Annotated in this window: 17 protein-coding genes and 1 pseudogene; 8 read left to right on the top strand and 10 right to left on the bottom strand. The window is 68.7% G+C overall.

Annotation, left to right across the window (positions count from 1 at the left end; translation table 11 throughout):
• Positions 1-60 precede the first annotated feature (60 nt).
• Positions 61-1,287, top strand: coding sequence for an SGNH/GDSL hydrolase family protein (locus tag ABDV78_RS03860; protein ID WP_343525890.1), 1,227 nt, complete (start codon positions 61-63; stop codon positions 1,285-1,287).
• Here ABDV78_RS03860 and ABDV78_RS03855 read toward each other — a convergent pair whose 3' ends face one another.
• The 4 genes from ABDV78_RS03855 to ABDV78_RS03840 all read right to left on the bottom strand — a co-directional run bounded on the left by ABDV78_RS03855 (position 1,288) and on the right by ABDV78_RS03840 (position 8,448).
• Positions 1,288-3,702 carry a TonB-dependent receptor gene (locus tag ABDV78_RS03855; RefSeq protein ID WP_343525888.1) on the bottom strand — a complete coding sequence of 805 codons (2,415 nt, stop codon included), beginning with the start codon at positions 3,700-3,702 and terminating at the stop codon, positions 1,288-1,290. It lies immediately after the preceding gene.
• Positions 3,699-4,643: a FecR domain-containing protein gene (locus ABDV78_RS03850; protein WP_343525887.1), complete on the bottom strand. Its 945-nt coding sequence runs from the start codon at positions 4,641-4,643 to the stop codon at positions 3,699-3,701. The genes ABDV78_RS03855 and ABDV78_RS03850 overlap by 4 nt, the downstream gene beginning before the upstream one ends.
• Positions 4,640-5,143, bottom strand: coding sequence for an RNA polymerase sigma factor (locus ABDV78_RS03845; RefSeq protein WP_343525886.1), 504 nt, complete (start codon positions 5,141-5,143; stop codon positions 4,640-4,642). Before ABDV78_RS03845 ends, ABDV78_RS03850 begins: the two co-directional genes overlap by 4 nt.
• Positions 5,144-5,283: 140 nt before the next feature.
• Positions 5,284-8,448, bottom strand: coding sequence for an autotransporter domain-containing protein (locus ABDV78_RS03840; RefSeq protein WP_343525885.1), 3,165 nt, complete (start codon positions 8,446-8,448; stop codon positions 5,284-5,286).
• 256 nt (positions 8,449-8,704) lie between these two features.
• Between ABDV78_RS03840 and mgtE the strand changes: the two genes are divergently transcribed.
• Positions 8,705-10,063, top strand: coding sequence for a magnesium transporter (gene mgtE, locus ABDV78_RS03835; RefSeq protein ID WP_343525884.1), 1,359 nt, complete (start codon positions 8,705-8,707; stop codon positions 10,061-10,063).
• On the opposite strand, the gene ABDV78_RS03830 is transcribed toward mgtE, so the two are convergent.
• The 4 genes from ABDV78_RS03830 to ABDV78_RS03815 form a co-directional block, all read right to left on the bottom strand.
• Positions 10,060-10,923: a glycoside hydrolase family 16 protein gene (locus ABDV78_RS03830; protein ID WP_343525883.1), complete on the bottom strand. Its 864-nt coding sequence runs from the start codon at positions 10,921-10,923 to the stop codon at positions 10,060-10,062. The two genes, mgtE and ABDV78_RS03830, sit on opposite strands and share 4 nt — an antisense overlap.
• A gap of 73 nt (positions 10,924-10,996) precedes the next feature.
• Positions 10,997-11,800 carry an SDR family oxidoreductase gene (locus ABDV78_RS03825; protein WP_343525882.1) on the bottom strand — a complete coding sequence of 268 codons (804 nt, stop codon included), beginning with the start codon at positions 11,798-11,800 and terminating at the stop codon, positions 10,997-10,999.
• Between the two features lie 12 nt (positions 11,801-11,812).
• Positions 11,813-12,580, bottom strand: a complete 768-nt coding sequence (locus ABDV78_RS03820) for an alpha/beta hydrolase (RefSeq protein WP_343525881.1) — start codon at positions 12,578-12,580, stop codon at positions 11,813-11,815.
• Positions 12,581-12,599: 19 nt separating this feature from the next.
• On the bottom strand, positions 12,600-12,758 hold the full coding sequence (locus ABDV78_RS03815; RefSeq protein ID WP_343525880.1) for a hypothetical protein: 159 nt from the start codon (positions 12,756-12,758) through the stop codon (positions 12,600-12,602).
• 59 nt (positions 12,759-12,817) lie between these two features.
• On the opposite strand from ABDV78_RS03815, the gene ABDV78_RS03810 reads away from it, so the two are divergent.
• Positions 12,818-12,952, top strand: a complete 135-nt coding sequence (locus tag ABDV78_RS03810) for a hypothetical protein (protein WP_343525878.1) — start codon at positions 12,818-12,820, stop codon at positions 12,950-12,952.
• A 73-nt stretch (positions 12,953-13,025) separates the two neighbouring features.
• Here ABDV78_RS03810 and ABDV78_RS03805 read toward each other — a convergent pair whose 3' ends face one another.
• The gene (locus tag ABDV78_RS03805) at positions 13,026-13,901 is read right to left on the bottom strand and encodes a hypothetical protein (protein ID WP_343525877.1); all 876 of its coding nucleotides are present in this window, start codon (positions 13,899-13,901) and stop codon (positions 13,026-13,028) included.
• Between the two features lie 63 nt (positions 13,902-13,964).
• The gene (locus tag ABDV78_RS03800) at positions 13,965-15,245 is read right to left on the bottom strand and encodes a S8 family serine peptidase (RefSeq protein WP_343525876.1); all 1,281 of its coding nucleotides are present in this window, start codon (positions 15,243-15,245) and stop codon (positions 13,965-13,967) included.
• Between the two features lie 86 nt (positions 15,246-15,331).
• Here ABDV78_RS03800 and ABDV78_RS03795 point away from each other — a divergent pair, with 86 nt between their 5' ends.
• The 5 genes and pseudogenes from ABDV78_RS03795 to ABDV78_RS03775 all read left to right on the top strand — a co-directional run.
• Positions 15,332-15,817 carry a sigma-70 family RNA polymerase sigma factor gene (locus ABDV78_RS03795; RefSeq protein ID WP_343525875.1) on the top strand — a complete coding sequence of 162 codons (486 nt, stop codon included), beginning with the start codon at positions 15,332-15,334 and terminating at the stop codon, positions 15,815-15,817.
• The gene (locus ABDV78_RS03790; protein WP_343525874.1) at positions 15,814-16,512 is read left to right on the top strand and encodes an anti-sigma factor; all 699 of its coding nucleotides are present in this window, start codon (positions 15,814-15,816) and stop codon (positions 16,510-16,512) included. The genes ABDV78_RS03795 and ABDV78_RS03790 overlap by 4 nt, the downstream gene beginning before the upstream one ends.
• Positions 16,513-16,604: 92 nt before the next feature.
• Positions 16,605-17,621: an LLM class flavin-dependent oxidoreductase gene (locus tag ABDV78_RS03785; protein WP_343525873.1), complete on the top strand. Its 1,017-nt coding sequence runs from the start codon at positions 16,605-16,607 to the stop codon at positions 17,619-17,621.
• Positions 17,622-18,152: 531 nt separating this feature from the next.
• Positions 18,153-18,800 (top strand): hypothetical protein, encoded by a 648-nt coding sequence (locus ABDV78_RS03780; RefSeq protein WP_343525872.1) that lies wholly within the window; start codon positions 18,153-18,155, stop codon positions 18,798-18,800.
• 152 nt (positions 18,801-18,952) lie between these two features.
• A pseudogene (locus ABDV78_RS03775) lies at positions 18,953-19,181 on the top strand (IS3 family transposase); the annotation flags it as partial.

The following is a 19,181-nucleotide window of genomic DNA, read 5'->3' as shown; positions in this document are numbered from 1 at the left end:
GTTATCGCTCCCAATCGACAGGCCGCAAGCGCGGATCGGACAAAATGGGAAAGGATGGGCATGAAGCACTGGACGATGGCGACGCTCGCCGCGCTGATGATCGCGACCGGCGCGGATGCCCGCGTCGCCCGCTGGACCCCGGCCTGGGGATCGTCGCAGGTGCGGATCGAAGGCGCCAATGCCGAACGGATCACCAAGGCCGGCCCGCTCACCATCCGCCAGACCGTCCGTCTGACCGCCACGGGCAAGGTCGTCCGGCTGCGCGTGTCCAACGTGGCGGGGACGACCCCGCTGCATATCGGTGCGGCCAGCATCGGGGCGGCTATGCCGGGCCAGGACATGGTGGCCTCACCGCGTGTCGTGACCTTCGACGGCGCGGGCGAAGTGACAGTGCCGCCCGGGGCCGAACTCTATTCCGACGAAATCCCCCTGTCGGTCACCGCGGGCGGCGATGTGGCGGTCAGCCTCTACTTCCCCGAAGCCGTCGCCACCCCCACCGGCCATTCGGGTGCGCGCGCCACCACTTTCCTGAGCGCGGGCAACGCGACCGCCAGCGCCTCGCTGCCCGACGCGCAAAAGATCGGCGGCTGGTGGGCCCTGTCGGATATCGATGTCGGCGATGCCGCGCAGAGCGCGACCATCGTCACCATCGGCGATTCGATCACCGACGGCTATGGGATCAAGGACGACAGCAACACCCGCTGGCCCGACGATTTCGCCCGGCGGCTGGCGACGACGCCCGCGACCCGACGCTTTTCGGTGGTGAATGCCGGGATCGGCGGCAACCGGGTGCTGCTCGACGGGATCGGCCCCAATCTGATGGCGCGGTTCGACCGCGACGTGATCGCCCGGCCGGGCGTCACCCATGCGATCCTGCTCGAAGGGGTGAACGACCTGGGCGTGCTGACCCGCGATCATCCGGTCGATGCCGCGACGCACAGGGCGATCGTGCGGGCGATCACAGGTGCCTATCGCCAGCTTGCCGAACGCGCCCATGCGCACGGCATCCGCCTGGTCGTCGGGACGATCACGCCGTTCCAGGGCAATGACTATTATCATCCCGGCCCCGAGATCGAGGCGGACCGGCAGGCGATCAACGCCTTCATCCGCACCTCCGGCCTGTTCGACGGCGTGGTCGATTTCGACCGGGTGGTGCGCGATCCGGCGAGGCCCGACCGGCTGGCCCCGCCTTACGACTCGGGCGATCATCTCCACCCCAGCCGGGAGGGTTATCGTGTGATGGCCGATGCGGTGCCGCTGTCGCTGTTCGTGACACCGCGCCGGTGATCAGAACGCCGCGTCGAGCCCGATGCGCAATGTGCGCGGGCGCAGCGGCGTCACCTGATCGCGCCCCGTGGTGAAGGGCGTGCCCAGCGCAAAGCGGTTGCCGCGCACATCGGCGAGGTTGGTGACGGTGGCGCTCACCCCGATCGCCCCCAACCCCAGTCGCGCGGTCAGCCCGCTGTCGAGATAATCGCCCTGCCGCTCGCCCAGCATCGGCCCAACGCCCAGCCGCGACGGGCCGACATAGCGCAGCCAGCCATCGACCCGCAGGTCGCGCCCGCCCGCCAGCATCCGGTGATAGGCCGCACCGGCGCGTGCGGTGACCTTCGCGATGTTCGGGATCTGGCTGAGCCGTGCCAGCACCTCGGCGCGCGCCATCGCCGGATCGAAGCCATAGGCGCCGGTCAGCGCAAAGGCCCGTGCCTGGGACGGCTCGTCGATCCGGCTGTCATTATAGGATAGCGCGCCCTCGATCCGCAGGCCCTCGGCCAGCCGCACGCCCGCCAGGGCCTCGATCGTCCAGAGCTGGCCGTCGCCGATATTGGCGGTGCTGGGCAGGCCGGTCGAATCGATGAAATCGGCCTGGATGTCGCGCCATGCGGTATGCGCCAGCGTGACGGACCCGTCGAAGCGGTCGCGCCCCGGCCGCCCGGTGCGCAAGCCGGCCTCGATCGTGGCAACCCGGTCGTTGCGGAACTGGCGGACGACCGGCCCCTCGATCGTCAGGCCGCCGGGACGAAATCCCTGCTGATAGCGCAGGAAAAGCTGCGCCCCCGACGTCAGGTCGATCAGCGCGGCGGCGGAGGGAAGCAGGATCGTCTGCCCGCGCCGCGCGGTCACTTCGCGCAAGCGGGCCAGCGTCTGCACCGACAGCGAGGCGGGCAGGTCCTCACCCGCACCGTCGATCACCGAATGGGTGATCCGCAAGCCTGCCGTGGTCAGCAGTCCAGGCAGCAGGCGCAGGCTGGCCTCGCCATAGAGCGTCGCCTCCTCGACGCTGTTGACGACCCCGGTGCGCGGGACCAGCGCATCGGGCTCGCCGTACAGGCGGGTCAATCGGGTGCGGTTATGGACATAGCTGAAACCCGCCAGCCAGCCCGATCCGTCGGGCGACGATTGCCAGGCCCGTGTCTCGTTCGCCTGCATCCGCGTGGCATTGGCCTGTGCGAACAACTGGACCGGACCGCCCGGCGGCGTGGCGTCATAGCGCTCCATCAGATCATGCGCGGTCACGCCGCTGGTCGAGCGGAAACGCACCGCGCCGACGCGCCCCGACAGGACCAGTTGCGCCTGCCCGAAATCGGCGGAGAAACCCTCGGTCACCGGCGCGGACCGGCTCAGCGGCGGCCCGTCGCGATCGGCATATTGGCTGTCGGCCCCGCGTATCCGCTGGCCGATGCCGATCGCCTCGACGCTCCACCCGCCGCCCAGATCCAGCCGCGCGGCGGCACGACCGCCCTCGATCCGGGTCCGGTTGACGTCGGTCCGACCGAGCAGCGGCTTGTCGATATAGCCCCCCTCGCTCGCCGTATCCGCGACGATGCGGACGGCCAGCCGGTCGGCGATCACCGGCATGTTGAGCACCGCCTGCGCATCGGCTCCCGGCGCGCCGTGCGTCGTCGCCGATCCGCCGAGCATCACCGATCCCGCCGCGCGCGTCGCGTCGGGAGCGTTGGGCACCAGACGGATCAGCCCGCCCAGCGACCCGGCACCGTAAAGCGTGCCCTGTGGCCCCTCCAGCACCTCGACCGCCGCCAGATCGGCCAGCCGGAGATCGGGATCGGGCGCATTGTAGCTCAGTCGCAGGTCGCCGAAATACTGCCCCACCGTCGCCTGGGTCGGCCCGGTGAAGCTGGAATCGGCGATGCCCCGGATGAACAGCTTATTGCGCCCCGGACCCAGATAGGTGGAGGCGACGACCGTGGTCCGGTCGGCCAGCCGCGACGTGCCGCCCGCCCCGCCCAGTTCCAGCACGTCACCACCCACCCGCACGATCTGACCCGCGAAATGGTCGCGGGTCGTATCGCGCTTGCTGGCGGTGACGACCACGTCCGCGCCCTGCGTGTCGGACGGCGGCGACGGGGGCACATGGTGGCGAACCGCCCTCTCGACCTTCGGACGGCGGGGGACCAGCCGCCAGCTCGAGACGCCGATCGTCTCGACCCGTGCGCCCGCGGCCCGCGCGATCATCGCGACGGCACGCTCGACCGACATTCGGCCGCGCAAGGCGGGCACGGGGCGGCCCCACAATCGAGGGTCAGGGACCGCGACATTGGCCCTGCCCTGTCGCCCCAGCGCCATCACCTGCGCGCCGACCGTCCCGGCGGGCAGGTCGACGGACAGGCGTTCGGCCGCCGCGACGGGGGCCGCCGTGACGATATACAGCCCGATCGCCAGCCGCCCCCCGGGGAATCTCACCCGCGCGGCTCCAGCGTCCAGCCGGTGTCGCGCCGCCGCACGGTTACGTCCAGCAAGCGTCCGAGCAGATCGGGGTCGCGCCGTGCCGCCTCCAGATCGATCGTGCCCCGGAACTGGCGCGCGGCCACGCGCGGCGCGGCGACGACAGGCTGTCCCAGGAAGCGGGCCAGATCCTCCGCGACCTCACTCAACGGTGCGCCGTCATAGGCCAGTCGTCCCGCCTGCCACTCGCCCACCATCTCCGGCGCGACCGGCTGGCGGACCAGACGGCTGCCCTCCATGACGACGGACTGTCCGGCATCAAGGCGAAGTGCCGCCCCCTTCGGATCGACCAGCACCGCGCCCTCGGCCACCGCGACCCGCGTGCGGTCCTGGCCCAGTCGGACGTCGAACACGGTGCCGAGATCGGTCAATGCCAGCCCATGCGCATCGACCGCGAAAGGATGGCGGGCATCGTGGCGCACGCGAAACAGCGCCTCGCCCCGGTCGAGCACCGCCCGGCGCGGCGCCTGCTTGTCCAGTGTCACGCGCGATCCGCCGGCAAGCACGATCATGCTGCCGTCGGCCAGGGGGATGCGACGCACCTCGCCCGCCGCCGTCTCGACCGCATAAGGCTGTGGCCGGTCGTTCCACAGGTTCAGGCCCAGCGTGCCGACCAGCGCCGCCGCCACCGCCCCGCCGATCCAGCGCAACGGGCGGCGCGCCGGTCTGACCTCGGGCAGGATCGGCGCCGGCGATGCGATATCGGGAAAGGCGGCCAGCGCCTCCTCCGCCTCGATCAGCGTCGCGGCCATCCGGTCGTAGCGCTCGGCATGGCTCGGGTCGGCCTCCAGCCAGAGGGTGAAGGCATCCCAGTCGGCTCGCGCCGGATCAGCCATGCGAAGCGCCCAGTCGAGCGCCACCGAGTCAACCGCGTTCGAAGATTGATCGTGCTGGCTCATCCGATCCGTTCCTTGAGCGCGGCGAGCGCGTGGGCCGCCATGCGAAGATCGCTTTCGACGGTGCTGAGGCTGATGCCAAGTTCGGCGGCAACCTGTTTCTGGGGCGCGCCGTCCACACGCACGCGACGAAAGACCAGAGCCGGCCGCTCGCCCAATTCGGCCAGCGTCCCCGCGATCCGCTCGGCGGTCTGGCGCGCGACGACGATGCGTTCGGCCGCCGGGGCCTCGGCCCCGCCCGCATCATCCTGTCCCTCGGCCCAGTCCCGCTCGCGCCGTTCCGACTGCCGCTGCGATCGATAGCGGTCGATCATCAGCATATCGGCGGCGCGATAGAGATAGGCCAGCGGATTGGCGATCGGCCCGTCCATCCGCGTGGAGAGCTTCAGCCACAGATCCTGCACCAGATCCTCGGCCGCATCGCCCGCGCCACGCGCCGCCAGGAAGCGGACGAGCTTTTCGCGATTGGCGAGGAAAACGGCCTCGATCCCGGTGGGCGTCATGGTCTGGACCGGACAAGATGGGCGGAAGTCTCGCCGTTTAGACGAAGCCTCCGCCCATGGAAAGGAGCCCCACCGGGACGCATGGTGGGGCTCCGAACGGCCGCGCGCGCTACAGGGGGGATGCACGCGACCGAACTCGCCTAAAAGGCGAACTGAAGGGCAGCGCGCGCAGAAAGCGCAACGTTGCCAAGACGTTGTTCGGCATTCACCTCACCACTCAGGCGGATTTCGCTGGTCCCGGTGATCGCACGGACCCGGCCGATCCAGCCGCCATCGCGACGCTCGGGGTCGAGGACGAAGGGTGTGCCGTCGCCGAAGCTGGCGATCGTGCGGCCCAGCGTGCCCGCAATCCGTTCGCGACGCCCCCCCTCGATCTCCAGGCGGCTCCACTGCGCGTAGCGATTGTCGCCGCCGAAATTGATGCCCGCCGCGACGCTGGCGGTCAGCGCCAGTTCGTCGCTGGTCCGCTTGCGCACGGTCAGGTCATATCCGGTCCCGCCGCCGCTTTCGCGATACGCGTCCTCGTTCAGCCGGTAATAGTCGATCGCAAGGATCGGCCGCACGTTGAACTGGCCTACCCAATGCTCCCACGATACCGAGCCGGAGCCCGAATAGAGCATCCCCTTCCAGTCGGCGGTCGCGCGCCGCTGCACCGCTTCCGACCCGACCACGCCGTTGAACTGGCGCTGCGAATCGAAGGACAGGAACGCCGCCGAGCCGCGCGCCTGGGCCGCCAGCGCACCCCAGCGGGCGCGCCAGAACCCGGCCAGTTCATACTGGCTGTGATTGACCCGGTTGACCGCCGACCCCTCATTTTCGCGGCCGCTCATATAGGAGAGCGAAGCGCCGAAATTGCCCGCATCGGTCTTGTTCTCGATGCCGCCGCTGATGCCCCAGCCGCGCACATCATAGCTGCGGGTCGAGCGCGTGCCCTTCGATGCGTCCCAGCCGAGCGGGGTCAGCCAATAGCCCCATTTCCCCTCCTCGCTGAACTCGCCCGCAGGCTCGCGCAGCTGCGCGGCGGCGGCACGGGAGGCGAGCGTCACGCCCTCGAACACGCTGCCGGTGTAATTGGGCAGCATCTGTTCGACCGCACCGCGGAAGGCCGCACCGTCATAGATGCCGCGAATGGCATCCGACAGCTTGGCGTCCGATCCGATCGCGGCATCGATCGCGTCGAAGGCGCTGACGCCCGCGTTGCTCAGGCCCAGTTCGGTCTTGGCCTTGCGGCTGACCTCGACCGCGATCTCGTTGGGCTGGGTCGCCACGATCGCACCCTTGTACAGGAACGGCATGGCGGAGGGGGCGAGCGTCAGGTTGCCCGCGCCGGTCAAGGTGCCCGAACGCAGCACGACATAGCGGCCCGTCACATCGGTTCCGCCGGACACGCGGAGCGCCAGCTGGCTGTTCGCGCCGATCGTCGTCGCGCCGCCCACCTGGATCAGGTTGCCGGTCGGGTTGGCCTTGTCGAGCGCGACGCTCAGGATCGACTGGTCGCCCAGGCTCAACGAGGCGATGTTGGTCACGCCATTGGCCGCGAAGGTGCCGCCACCGCTGGCCACCGTCACCGCGACATGGCTCGCATTGGCGAGCCTTCCGGCGAAAATGCCCTTGCCGGTGATCGCCAGCAGATCCTGTCCCTGCCCGGCGAAATCGGCGACCCCGTCGAACCGGGCGGTATCGCCGATCGTCAGCGTGTCCGCCCCCGTCCCGAAGGTCGCGGTGCCCGCATAGATGCCGGTGCCGCTCATGGTCAGGCTGTTGTTACCGGTGCCGAACCCGACGTCGCCGCTGACCGTACCCGCGGCGATCTCCAGCCGGTCGTTGCCGCTGCCGAACCGGATCGCGCCGGTGATGGTCGGAGCCGCCGCGCCGGAGGCGGGTGCGATCTGGCGGACGACCGCGCCGCTGGTGTTGGCGGACAGGTCGATCGCGACGCTGCGCGAGGAATCGCCCCCCGCCGCCGCGATCGTCCCGGCATTCTCGACCAGGCTCAGCCCACCCGTCCGGTCGAGGATCGCGGTGGCGGCAGACCCCGTCGCGCCGGCGCGAATTGCGCCGGTGTTGCGGATGGTCGGCAGCGATGCGCCGGTATCGACCAGAATGGCGATCGACACCGCATCCGCCGCGCCGCCGCCCGTCGCGGTGATCGAGCCGCCATTGCGCAACTCCGGGGTGGACGCGCCCGCACCGATACGGATCGCGGTCGCCTCCGCGCCATTCGCGGTCGCCTGCACCGTACCGCCCACCGCGATGCCCTGCGCGATCTGCACCGCGCCGCCAAGCCCGCCGATCGACAGCGCGGTCGCCCGCACGCCGCTATAGACGCCGACGCCCGAGATGCGGCCATTGACCACCAGCCCCGCCGTCGGGGTCGCCCCGCCGGTCGCGCCGATCACCACGGCGCGATCCGCCGCGCCGATCTGCATCGCGGGCGCCGTGCCGTTGGAGATGATGTCCGCCACCTTGCCGGTCGCATTGCCCAGCGTGATCCCGCCCGCGACATTGCCGCCGACGATCAGCGCCGATCCGCCCTGCAGCAGATCGTCGGGATCGAGTTTCGACACATCGGCGGGCGGCGTGGTGTAGCGATAGCCGGTGGAGCCGATCGCCCCTTCGATGGTCAGGGCACCGCCGACATCGCCGTCGATCCGCGCGCCCACCGCGCCCTGGCCGACCGCGACGATCGTGCCGCCCAGCGTCACATTGCCCGACACAGCACCGGCCGCCACGCCGACCGAGCGGTCGCCCAGCGTGCTGATCTTGCCCGACTGGACCAGATTGCCGGTCAGCGGACCGCCGAGGCGGATAGCGGCGGAGTCGTTACCCTCGATGGTGATCTCGCCGCCATTGGTGACGTTGCCGGTAAAGGCCCCGGCGGTGCGGATGCCGGTGCGGCGCGCGCCCTGGGCGAAGGGACCGTCGAGATCGCCGTCCTTGTCGATATCGACCGGCGTATAGCTTTCGTCGAGGATGATCTTGCCGGTGTTGGTGATCTCACCGCTCGCCCCCGCATTCGCGCCGATGCCGATCGCGTCATTGGCATCGGTGATCTGGATGGTCCCGGCATTGGCGACCTTGTTGTTGCTGTCGATCGTGACGGCGGTGCCCCCCGTGGTGACCACGCTGCCCGCCGCCGCGATGCTGACATCGGCGGGCGCGCCATTGTTGGCGGTGGCGGTGCGGACCGGCGTCGTCCGCTTCGTGTCGATCACGGTCTGGGCCGAGGCGGCCGCCCCCGCCGCCAGCGCGAGCGTGGCGGTCGAGGCGAAGAGCAGGCGGTGCACGAATATGATCCCCTTCATGGACTTTGCCCTCCAGACGGAGCCGCGACGCCCGACCCTTGATGCGCAGATTAAAAATTTGTCAGATGGCCCTCCCGGTGTTGACGATCGCCTCGGCGAGGATCAGAGGGCGGCCCAGGCGCGGGAGCCCCCGCGTCGTTCCAGAAAGCGAGAACATGTCCAGCGACAGTTCCAGTAGCGCCGCACGCCCCGGGCTCGTCCGCTAGTTTCGCAACTGGCTTTCGTCCGCCCGGGTCGTGCGGACGAAAGGTTTGAAATGGTCAACGATCTGATTGCCGGTGTCGCCGCCGGTTTCCGTTCCTCCCGGCGCGGCCTGTCCATCGCCGATCTCGTCGATACGTTGCAGTCGCTGTCCGTCGAGGAAGCGGCCGACGCCCTGGCGCAAATGCCCGACGCGCGCGCGGTCGCCGTGCTCGACAGCCCCGAACTGCGCTCCGCCGCCGAGATCCTGCCGCGCCTGACGCCGGCCCGCGCGGTCGCGCTGATCTCCCAGATGTCGGAGGACCGCGCCGCCGACGTGCTGGCCGAGATGGACGAGGAGGACGCCGCCGCCATCCGCGCCGCGCTGCCCGCCGCCGTCCGCGCCTCGATCGACACGCTGCTCAGCTGGCCGCCGGACAGCGCGGGCGGCATGATGACGACCGAATATGTCGCCTGCTCCGCCGACGTGACCGTTGCGGAAGTGCTGGCGCATATCCGCACCGTCGAGCGCAGCCGCGAGACCGTCTATTCGGTCTTCCTGCTGGAGCCGCAGGGGCGGCTGGTCGCCACCGTCTCGCTGCGCCAGTTGATCGCCGCCGACCCGGACTCGCGCGCGATCGACCTGGCACGCGGCCATGATCCCATCACCGTCGCCCCGACCACGGATCGCGAGGAGGTCGCGCATCTGATCCGTCGCCACGACCTGCTCGCCCTGCCCGTCATCGACGAACAGGGCCGCCCGATCGGCATCGTGACGGTGGACGACGTGCTCGACGCCCTGGTCGCCGCGCATACCGAGGATACGCAGAAGTTCGGCGGCGTCGAAGCGCTCGACAATCCCTATCTGGAAACCGGTTTCCTCGCGATGATCCGCAAGCGGGCCGGGTGGCTGAGCATCCTGTTCTTCTCAGAGATGCTGACCGCCAGCGCGATGCAGCATTTCGAGTCCGAGCTGGAACGCGCCGTCGTGCTGACGCTCTTCATCCCGCTGATCATGAGCTCGGGCGGCAATAGCGGCAGCCAGGCGACCTCGCTGATCATCCGCGCGCTGGCGCTGGGGCAGGTCCGCCTGCGCGACTGGTGGCGGGTCGCCCTGCGCGAACTGCCCGCCGGGATGACCCTGGGGGCCATATTGGGCGCGCTCGGCATCGCGCGGATCGCGCTATGGCAGACGCTGGGCTTTTACGACTATGGGCCGCACTGGGTGCTGGTCGCGACGACGGTCGGCACCGGACTGGTCGGGATCGTGACCTTCGGCTCGCTGGCCGGCTCGATGCTGCCCTTCGTCCTGCAACGGATGGGCTTCGATCCGGCGAGCGCATCGGCCCCCTTCGTCGCGACGCTGGTCGATGTGACCGGCCTGGTGATCTACTTCACCATCGCGCTCGCCATCCTGTCGGGAACGCTGCTCTAGCGCCTCCAGTAGCGGACGTAATCCACCGCCATCCGCTGTGGCAGGGCCTTGTCGTCGATGCCCTTCGCCCCGCCCCAGTCGCCGCCGACCGCAAGGTTCAGGATCAGCGAATAGGGCCGGGTGAAGGGCCAGGCCCCCGCCCCGCCCGGCTGGTCATTCTTCACCCGCATATAGGCGCGACCATCCACCCCGATGGTGATCGCCTTCGGCGTCCAGTCGAGCTGATAGCGGTGATAGGCGGTACAGGCCCCCGCGACGGGCACCTGCGCCCCGCGCTGCGTCTTGCGCACATGGTTATAGAGCGCGGAATGCATCGTCGCGTGGATCATGTTCGGATCCCAGCCCACCATCTCCATGATGTCGATCTCGCCCCCGTCGGGCCAGCGCGATCCATCCATCGGCAGCAGCCAGATGGCGGGCCACATCCCCCGTCCGCAGGGCAGCCTGGCGCGTACCTCGTAAAAGCCATAGCCGAGCGGTTTCTGCGTCACGAGCTTGGCCGAGCTATAGGCTTGTCCGCCCCAATCGTCCTCATCCCGCAACGCCTCATGCCGCGCCTCGATCACCAGCGCGCCCTCCTCGATCCGGGCATTGGGGCGGTCGGGCCCCGCATAATATTGCAGTTCGTGATTGGGCCAGCCCTGGCGGTTCCGGCTGACATCCCAGCGCCAGCGGGCGGGATCGATCCGGCGGGTGAATTCGTCGCCGAAGCTGGGTGCCTTGCGGGGCGGGGCCATCGGCCCGTCAAAGCCGTAATTGATCGCCCCCAAAGTCGGGCTCGCCATCTGCCCCTGTTGCGCGGGCAAGCCGCCCGCCACCAAAGCGATGCTCGCAACCGCCAGCGCCGAGCGTCCGATCATCCGTCTCTCCCCTGTTCTGCCGCCAGCCTAGCGCCGCCGGTTCGCGCGCGCCACGCCGACGGCAGGGGCGAAATCAGGTCGCGATGGTGAACACCGAACCGGAATCGACGCGCAGCCCCGCACCGTTGATGAAGCTCGCCCGCTCCGACACCAGGAAGGCGACCGCCGCCGCGACCTCCTCCGGCCGACCGCGCCGCTTCAGCGCCATGCCGGGGCGCTCTTCCTCCAGGAACGTGGCGATCGCCTCGTCGAAGCTGACACCCTTCTCCTTGGCGCGCTTCTCCATCATCGCATCGGTCATCGGCGTCGCGATGAAGGCCGGGGATACCGTGTTCACCAGCACATTGTCCCCGCCATACGCCTTGGACAGGCCCTTAGCCAAGCTGAGGATACCCGCCTTCGCCGCGCAATAGGGCAGTTCCTCGACATAGGGTTGCACCGCGTCTTCGGATGCCATCAGGATGATCCGGCCCCAGCCTTTCCGGCGCATTGCGGGAATCGCCTCCCGGCACATGCGGACCGCGCCCATCAGGTCGATGTCGAGCGTCTCGCGCCACCCATCGTCATCGATCTCCAGAAAGTCGCCGGTCGCGCCCGTCACGCCCGCCGAGTTCACATAGATGTCTGGATCGCCCAGCCGCTCGCGAACCTTGGCCCATAGCGCGGTGACGTCCTCCGGCTTGGTCACGTCGGCAGTCACGGCCATGACCTCGCCCAGCGATTCCAGCTCGGCAACCGCCGAGTCCAGCGACCCGCCCGCCTTGTCGGTCAGCGCGACCCGCACGCCCGCCTCCAGCAGCAGCCGAGCCGTTTCCTTGCCCATGCCCGAATCCGCGCCACTGATCAGCGCGATGCGGCCCTTGATGCCCAGATCCATTCCGTCTCTCCCTCAGAAATCCTGCGCCGCGCCCCGCCCGGCAAGGTCAGCGATCAGACGGGCGACGGCATCCGGCCGTTCCAGCGGCAGCAGATGCGCCGCGCCGTCCACGACATGCAGCGTCGCTTCGGGATAATGGGGCAGGTTCAGCCGTCGCTGCGCCGCCTCGCCCAGATCACCATCCTCCGCGCCCGCCACGATCAATGCGGGCACCGCGATCCGATCGACTTGAGCACTCCAGTCCTCCCGGCTGTCGCGTTCCAGCCAGCCTCGCCAGGCCATGGGCGCGGAGCGCTGCACATCGTCCATCGCAGCATCGCGAAGCCGGTCGGGAAGACGCTCTGCCGTATTGGCATCGACGAACCGTGCAGCCTCCGTCCTGCTGAAACGGCCATCGGCGGCCCAGGCCAGCATCTCGGCCCGCCGGTCCTCGTCCATCGGCTCTGGGCCGGGCGGCGAAGCGGCGATCAGGGCGACACCGGCCAGCCCTTCAAGCCCCACTTCCCCGGACCCGGCGCGGGCGGCGACCAGCGTCGCGATCTTGCCGCCCATGCTGTGGCCGACGATGATCCAGCGATCGACGCGGGCAGAACGAACGACATCGATCACGCCATCGACCATGCGTTCGACGTCCGCATAGCCCTGGTCCGCGCGCGCGCCGAACCCCGGAAGGTCGAGCGCCCTGCATGCGACACCAGGTCCGATCCGCGCCATGACCGCATCCCAGGCCCGCGCACTACCGCCCAGCGCATGAAGCAGGAAGAGGGCGGTGCGCGGCATGCCGAGGCGTCTCCAACGATCAATCAGGATCAATAACCTGCGCTTGAAGGGCCGAGCCGGCATAGGGTTCCACGCCCATCCGACGAAATAAGCATTTGATCCGGCGAGAAACGTCGCCGCGGCCCGCCCGTTCGACACCGAAATCGCCACCCTGCCCCCGCGCCTGCGCGATCCGCATGTCACCTCCGCCCTGATCGGCGCGCGGACGGTCGAACAGCTCGACGAATCCTGGGAGCGGTGAACAGGCTCGACTTCGCGGAGGGCGAACTGGCCGAGATCGATCGTGCGGCGCGGGATGGCGGCATCAACCTATGCGCCGGATCGACCGATATCCGTTTGCTGCCCGGCCCGCCGGAGCCCCTTCATACCTGACACCTTCACAAACGATGCGCCCGCTCCTGAAGGAACGGGCGCACCATGAGTTGGGACCTGACGCCCCGCCGGATCAGTCGGCGCGCTTGGACAGCTCGCCCTGACCCATCGCCGAGACCAGGACATTGCCTGAACCCGAGAAATTGGCGGCGGGCACAGCGGCGACCTTGTTACCGACCTTCACCAGCACCTGCTGGACCGCGCCCTCGGCATTGCTGCGGACCGACTGAACCGCGCCGATCGCCCGGCCCTTGGCATCGGTCACCGCCATGCCGGGGTTGACCGGAAAGGCACCGCCCTGCGCCGCGCCGCTGCCCGCCAGAGCCAGGTTGCCCATGACGGAAGCATTCCCGCCAGCCCCCGACAGCGCGGCCGAGCCCGAGCCGGTGACCGCGCCGGCAACGTTGCCGCCGGCATTGGACGCCCGGTCGGCAAGATTGGCGACCGTGCCGCGAGCCCGGTTGCCGACCGCCCCCGCCGTGCTACGCGCCCGGTCCGCGACCTGGCCGACCGTGCTCACCGTGCGTCCGGCGGCATCGCGGACCGCATCGGTGCCGACGAGCTGCGCATCGACGCTGCCACCAACCGCGCCCGAGGTCGCGCCATTGGCGCCACCCGAACTCTGGCCGACCCGCGTCGCCTGATCGAGCGCGCCGCCGCCCGAGGCATTGCCGGAAGCCGACACCCGGCCACGGCGCGTATCCACGCTGCGGTCCAGACGGCCCGCGCCACGGGTGCTGACCACGCCATCGGTCGAGACCGGACCAGTGTGCGTCATGCCATTCAGCGAGCCGTTGGCCGCGCCGCTCAGCGCGCCGGTCGCGCCACCCAACTGGCCACCCAGCCCACCGGCAAGGCCACCGCCGCCAAGCAATTGCGCGGAAACAGGGGCCGCAACCAGGGTGACGGCAAGAAGGGCGGTACCGGACAGGACGTTCTTCATCATCATTCTCCTTATCTTCTGGAGAGACAACGGAGCAGCGATCCGGTTTAATCCCCTCTCCCGCAAAATTTACTGCGCAGGGGTCCGACATTCCGCGCAAACCACTCCACGGCCAAAGATTTTATCTTCGCCGCGCCGACCCAGATCGCGGGCAGAGGCGTCGACACGCGCCAGCGCCGGACGGATCTGTCCCGGTTCCGGGGCCGGATAGACCGCCGCGATCCGCGCTGCGACCAGCGGCGCGGCGAAGGAGGTTCCGCGCACCTTGATCCGTCGCCCGCCGACCCCGACCGCCATCATGTCTGCCCCCGGCGCGGCATAGTCGACATGGCTCGCCCGCCCGGCCTCGATCAGCACGCGGTCCCAGGCATCGACCGCGGTGACGGCGACGACGCCGGGATAGGAGGCCGGATAGGACAAGGGCTGCATCGGCCCGCCATTGCCGACCGCCGCCACGATGATCAGCCCGCGCGCCTGGGCCGCCGCGACGACGCGCGCCAGCAGCGGATTGGCGGGGCCGACCAGGCTGATCGTCGCGACCGGCACGCGCTGCCGCACCATCCCCCCCAGCGCCTTGGCGATCGCGGTCGCGTTCCCACCCGCCGGATCGCTGCCATAGACATCGGCCGAGGCGATCCGCGCACCGGGCAGTGCACCGCGCACGCCGTTGCCGCCCGTGATCAACGAAGCGACCGCCGTGCCGTGATCATTGGCGCGCGGCGCGCCGGTCGCGAACCCCTGCACGACGGCCGCGCCATCGACTCCCCCGTCGATCACCCCGACCCAAGGGCCACGGCCGCCGCTATCCGCCGCTGGTACAGGGGCACCGCCCGACACCACCCCGCTCGGCAGGTGAAGCTGGTCCGCGCTGACCTCGCCGCCGCCCAGGCGGGTGATTTCACTCAGCGCCGCCTTCAGCGAACGCCCCTCCGGCACCCGCAACCGGGCAAAGCCGACGCCCAGCACCTCATCACGCTCGATCAGCGTATAGCCCGCCTTCACCGCCGCGCCGAGCAGCGCATCGCTGGGCGCATCGACCACCACCTCGCCCGCGCGGGCCGGAAAACCCTGAGGATCGAACGTGATGGCGTCGGGGTGATCGCGCACCAGCCGGGCGAAGGTCTCGCGCCGGACCGTGTCCAGCCGCTCGACCGCCTGTCGGGAGATGCGCCCCACGGACGCGATCGCCGCGCCGGGATCGGGCAGGTCGGACAGGCCGCGTCCGATACCCGGCAGGCCGGGCAGCGCGGGCATGGCGGGAAGCAGCTGCGCCTCTCCCGCACCGCCGCCTGCACCGATCAGCGTCGCGGCCAGCACCGTCGCCATGCTCCATGCCCATTTCCGCTTCACCCGCACGCTCCCGTTGCAAAACGCATTGCGACATGGATTAAACGATCATCCTTATTCGTTTCATCCCTGCAATTAAGGAAACAGGCTTGGCTGCGTTCGAGAATGAGTTGCTGCTGCTGCTGCCGCGACTGCGGCGGTTCGCGCGATCGCTCACCCACGATGCAGCCGATGCCGATGATCTGGCCCAGATCACGATCGAAAAGGCGCTGATGGCGCGGGGATCGTGGCAGGCCGGAACGCGATTGGACAGTTGGATGTACCGGATCATGCGCAATGCCTGGATCGACACCGCCCGCTCCCGCACCCGGGCGGCGCAGACCTTCATCGCCGAGGATGCGGGCCTGGGCGTCGGCGCGCCGGGCGGCGCGGAAGCGCGGGTCGCATTGAATGAAGTGGAGGCCGCGATGCGCACCCTGCCCGACGAACAGCGTGAGGCGGTGGCGCTCGTGCTGGTCGAAGGACTGGCCTATAAGGAAGCCGCCGATATCCTCGATATTCCGATGGGCACCCTGACCTCGCGGCTGGTCCGGGGGCGACAGGCGCTGATGGCGCGGCTGGGAGAAACGGCATGACGATCGAACCCGAACTGCTCATGGCCTATGCCGACGATGCGCTCGATCCGCTGACCGCCAAAAGGGTAGAAGCGGCGATCGCAGCCGATCCCGCACTGGCCGAGGACGTCGCGCGCCACCGGCAATTGAGGGCGACGATGGCGGCTGCCTATTCGCCGGTCGCAGAAGAACCCGTGCCGGACCGGCTGGTGGCCCTGCTGCGCTCCAACGTCATCCCTCTTGCGGAGCGTCGTCCCGCCCCGTCGCGCTGGTCCCGCGCGCCCTGGCGTTCGGCGGCGGCGATGGCGGCCTGCCTCGTTGTCGGGGTTCTGGTCGGGCGTGGTGTCGATCGCGGGCCGATCGCCGCCACCGATCACGGGCTCTATGCCTCGGGCGCACTGGCCCAGGCACTCGACCATCAGCCGAGCGGCGGCGATGGCGCGGTGCGGATCGCGGTCAGCTTCCGCAGCCAGGGCAATCACTATTGCCGTGTGTTCCAGTCCGCGGCCGCCGACGGCATCGCCTGCCGCAGGGACGATCGCTGGGCGCTGGAACGAACCCTGCCGGGCAGCGCCCCCGCGGCGAAAGGTGGCTATGCCCAGGCGGGATCGTCGGACGCCGCGCTGATGGCGGAGGCGCAGGACATGATGGTCGACATGCCGCTCGACGCCGAACAGGAACAGGCCGCGCTCGCCGCAGAATGGCGCCCGCGCTGATGCGGATGGCCTCCAGTTGGAAACACAGGCTTTCCCACTGAGAGCCTCCCAGGCCCGGTGTAAGTCGCGTCGGCCCATATTATCTTGGGGCCATGAAGAAGATCGGTTTCCTGTCGTTCGGCCATTGGTCGCCCTCCCCCCAGTCCGCCACGCGCTCGGCGCAGGACGTACTGCTCCAGTCGATCGACCTGGCGGTCGCGGCCGAGGAACTGGGCGCCGATGGTGCCTATTTCCGGGTTCATCATTTCGCGCAGCAACTGGCATCGCCCTTTCCGCTGCTGGCCGCCGTCGGTGCCCGCACCTCGCGGATCGAGATCGGCACCGGCGTCATCGACATGCGCTATGAGAACCCGCTCTACATGGTCGAGGATGCCGGATCGGCCGATCTGATCAGCGGCGGTCGCCTGCAACTGGGGATCAGCCGGGGATCGCCCGAACAGGTGATCGAGGGCTGGCGGCATTTCGGCTATGGCCCGGCACAGGGCGAAACCGACGCCGATATGGGCCGCCGCCATGCCGAGGTGTTCCTGCACCTGTTGCAGGGACGTGGCTTCGCCAAGCCAAGCCCCAACCCGATGTTCCCCAATCCGCCGGGCCTGCTCCGGCTGGAGCCCTATTCCGAGGGGCTGCGGAACCGTATCTGGTGGGGCTCGGCGTCGAACGCGACGGCGATCTGGGCGGCGGAGCGCGGCATGAACCTGCAAAGCTCGACCCTGAAGGAGGATGAGAGCGGCGAGCCCTTCCACGTCCAGCAGGCGAACCAGATCCGCGCCTATCGCGAAGCCTGGACGGCGGCGGGCCATACGCGCACGCCGCGCGTTTCAGTATCCCGTTCGATCTTTGCGCTGACGACCGACCAGGACCGCGCCTATTTCGGCCGCGACGACAGCCAGGACCAGGTGGGTTTCATCGACAATATGCGCGCCGTGTTCGGCCGTTCCTATGCGGCCGAGCCCGACGCGCTGATCGAACAGCTCCGTGCGGACGAGGCGATCGCGGAGGCGGATACGCTGCTGCTCACCGTGCCCAACCAGTTGGGCGTGGCGTATAACGCGCATGTGATCGAGAACATCCTGCGCCATGTCGCTCCGGCGCTCGGCTGGCGATGATCAAGAGAGGCGCGGGCGCAAAGCCCCCGTCGCAAGCTTGGGAAGCTTATGCCTGGCAACGAGCGGCAAAGGCGCGATGCGAAGAGCCTTTACGGGCTCCACCAGCCCGCTCTGGATATACAACTGGGATAATGGCGCGCCCGCGGTAAAAGCGATGGGCACTCGAATTATTGGGAAATTCTGGTGCCGAGGACGACCCGGCGTGATGATCAAGGCATCCTGGCGCGGACATCCTGATCGCTGGCCCTGGTCGTGCCACCCGCATTCGATCTTTAGGTCGAGTCGGCATTGGGCATTGCTTTTTCTTCTCTCTCTTTCCTTGTGAAAGGGGAAGATCCTGCAGACTCGGGCTTCGCGTAGCAAAGGCTTGGCCGGAGTTGGGTGAGGGCCGCGCGCGGATGCGGGCGTTGTTCTGCCTTCCGCGTCGTTTCTCCATTTTCTGTCGGGATGAGGCATCACCCAAATGGGATTTAATTTCATCTTTTAATGAGGAAAATGATTGTCTAGCCTTGCCCCTGGCAAGGGGGCTGCATGCAGAATTCTGACGCAGGCAATTTCGACCGATCGAGCATCGACCGGCCTCAGGAGAAAAGCCCGATACTCGTAGCGGACATTGCTGGAAGTTTCACCTATGCTTCCTATCAGAATGCGATACCTGTTGTTCGCGGGATAGGAATCGAAAACGCCGATGGCCGGCATCATGAAAACATCCGGCTTGAGCTCGCGTCGTCACCTGCTTTCCTCAGGGCGAAATCCTGGACCATCGATCGGCTCGCGCCGGGCGATAGCCTGTCCATCAGTGATCGGAAGATCGAACTCGATGCTGCGTATCTGGCGGGTCTCAACGAAGCCGAGCGCGGCGAAATCACCCTCCGCTTAGCTGCGGGCGACCAGTTGCTGGACGAACAACGCGTCCCTGTCCGCCTGCTGGCGCGGGACGAATGGGGTGGCGTTGCCGATATGGCACAACTCCTGCCCGCCTTTGTAATGCCCAACGATCCTGCCGTCGGGCGCATCTTGCGCAGCGCAGCCGACCGTTTGGCGGAGCACGGCCATCCCAGCGGCCTTGATGGCTATCAGTCAGGCGATCCGCAGCGTGCCTATATGCTGACGGCCGCGATCTATTCCGCAATCGCGGCAATGGCGGTTCATTACGCCGAGCCGCCCGCCAGTTTCTAGGCGCGCGGGCAGAAGGTGCGCCGCCCCGCGACGATCGCCGACGAACGATTGGGTACGTGTCTCGATACCACCTTGCTGTTCGCCGCTGCGCTGGAGGGGTGAACCGCCCCGGATTTCGCGGAAGCTCCAACTTGTGAGTAGGAGTATCCGGAATGAGCAAGACGACGAACAAGTTTTCCCCCGAGGTCCGCGAGCGTGCGGTTCGGATGGTTGGCGAACACCGGGCGGACCATGCTTGGGAGTGGGAAGCGATCACCTCGATCGCGGGGAAGATCGGCTGCACGGCGGAGACGCTGCGGCGCTGGTGCCGGGATGATGCGTCGCGGTGTGCTGGGCCGGCCGTGCAGGCGGCCGATGACCGTGAACGGCTGCGGTTGCTGG

The sequence above is a fragment of the Sphingomonas sp. genome (assembly GCF_039594485.1).
GTDB lineage: Bacteria > Pseudomonadota > Alphaproteobacteria > Sphingomonadales > Sphingomonadaceae > Sphingomonas.
This window is presented reverse-complemented; position numbering and strand designations above follow the sequence as displayed.